This is a genomic window from Actibacterium sp. (assembly GCF_041584535.1).
GTDB lineage: Bacteria > Pseudomonadota > Alphaproteobacteria > Rhodobacterales > Rhodobacteraceae > Actibacterium_D.
Genome location: NZ_JBFHDW010000386.1, coordinates 1 through 2,001 on the forward strand (window position 1 = coordinate 1; position 2,001 = coordinate 2,001).

The 2,001-nt window shown below is 58.3% G+C and carries 1 protein-coding gene and 1 pseudogene; both read left to right on the forward strand.

Translation table 11 applies throughout. The features are described from left to right. A pseudogene (locus ABYW26_RS13925) lies at positions 1–692 on the forward strand (carboxynorspermidine decarboxylase); the annotation flags it as partial. A 45-nt stretch (positions 693–737) separates the two neighbouring features. Beyond that, positions 738–1,982 carry a saccharopine dehydrogenase NADP-binding domain-containing protein gene (locus ABYW26_RS13930; RefSeq protein WP_372605509.1) on the forward strand — a complete coding sequence of 415 codons (1,245 nt, stop codon included), beginning with the start codon at positions 738–740 and terminating at the stop codon, positions 1,980–1,982. Positions 1,983–2,001 lie beyond the last annotated feature (19 nt).

Consider the following 2,001-nt stretch of genomic DNA (forward strand, 5'->3'; position numbering starts at 1 on the left):
GGCCCTTTAGCCGCCTTGGCGAACACGACCCCGAACGCATCGCGCAGGTCGCCGATCAGATCTCGGGCTTCATGTTCCACAACAATTGCGAGAACGCCGATTTCGACCGGTTCGACGCCATGCTGGGCCTGATCGAACAGCGCTTTGGCTTTCTGATCCGGCAGATGGACTGGATCAGCCTTGGTGGCGGCATCCATTTCACCGGCGAGGACTATCCGATCGACAAACTGGCCGAGCGGCTGAAACGCTTTGCCGGCGAAAATCAGGTGCAGGTCTATCTGGAACCGGGCGAGGCGGCGATCACCAACTCGACCACGCTGGAAGTCACGGTTCTGGACACGCTGTTCAACGGCAAGAATCTGGCCATCGTCGATAGCAGCATCGAGGCGCATATGCTGGACCTGCTGATCTATCGCGAAAGCGCCAGGATGCTGCCGAATGCCGGTCCCGAAGAATGGATGATCTGCGGCAAATCCTGCCTTGCCGGCGATATTTTCGGCGAGTTCCGCTTTCCCGCACCGATCAAACCGGGCGACCGTCTTAGCATTCAGGACGCCGCCGGTTACACAATGGTCAAGAAAAACTGGTTCAATGGCGTGAAAATGCCGGCGATTGCCGTTAAAGAACTGGATGGAGCCACGCGTCTTGTGCGCGATTTCGGCTATGATGATTTCGCGGCAGCCCTGTCGTGATGCCCGCGCCCTTGGCGCACCGGAAACCAAAGGGGGTCTCTTGAGTTGAAAAAGAACGTACTCATCATCGGCGCTGGCGGCGTCGCTCAGGTCGTGGCGCATAAATGCGCGCAAAACAACGATGTGCTTGGCGATATCCATATTGCCAGCCGGACGCTTGGCAAATGCGAAGCGATCCTTGAGTCGGTCCGTGAAAAAGGCGCGATGAAAACCGAGGGCGTTCTTCAGGCTCATCAGGTCAACGCGATGGACAGCGCGGCGGTGGCCGATCTGATCCGCGAGACCGGCGCGGAAATCGTCATCAACGTCGGCTCGGCCTTTGTGAACATGACGGTTCTGGACGCCTGTATTGAAACCGGCGCCGCCTATATCGACACCGCGATTCACGAAGACCCGACCAAGATCTGCGAAACGCCGCCTTGGTATGGCAATTACGAATGGAAAAAACGCGATCTCTGCGCTGAAAAAGGCGTGACCGCGATCCTTGGCGCCGGGTTCGATCCGGGCGTGGTGAATGCCTATGCGCGCTTTGCCATCGACATGATGGACGAGGTGAAATCGGTCGACATCATCGACATCAACGCCGGGTCGCATGGCAAGTATTTTGCCACCAATTTCGACCCCGAGATCAACTTTCGCGAATTCACCGGCGTCGTTTACTACTGGGAAGACGGCCAGTGGAAAGAAAAGGCGATGTTCGAAACCGGCCATGACTGGGATCTGCCGGTGGTGGGCACTTGCCGCGCCTATATGTCGGGCCATGACGAAGTGCATTCGCTGGCCGCCAACTATCCGCAAGCCGATATCCGGTTCTGGATGGGGTTCGGCGACCATTACATCAACGTCTTTACCGTGCTGAAAAACCTTGGCCTGCTGTCGGAACAGCCGGTGATCACCGCCGAGGGCCAAGAGGTTGTGCCGCTGAAAGTGGTCAAGGCCGTGCTGCCCGATCCGTCCAGCCTTGCGCCGAATTACACCGGCAAGACCTGCATCGGCGATCTGGTCAAAGGCACCAAGGACGGCAAACCGTTCGAAGTGTTCGTCTATAACGTCGCCGACCACAAAGAGGCCTATAACGAGGTCGGAAGCCAAGGCATCAGCTATACCGCTGGCGTGCCTCCCGTTGCCGCCGCGATGCTGGTTGCGACCGGCGAATGGGACGCCCACACGATGAAAAACGTCGAAGAGCTGGACCCGAAGCCGTTCTTCACCATTCTCGACCGGATCGGCCTGCCGACACGGATGCAGATCGGCGGTCTGGGCGGCGAAGACAAAGCCTGGAACGCATAAACGAAAGGCCCGGGCCACC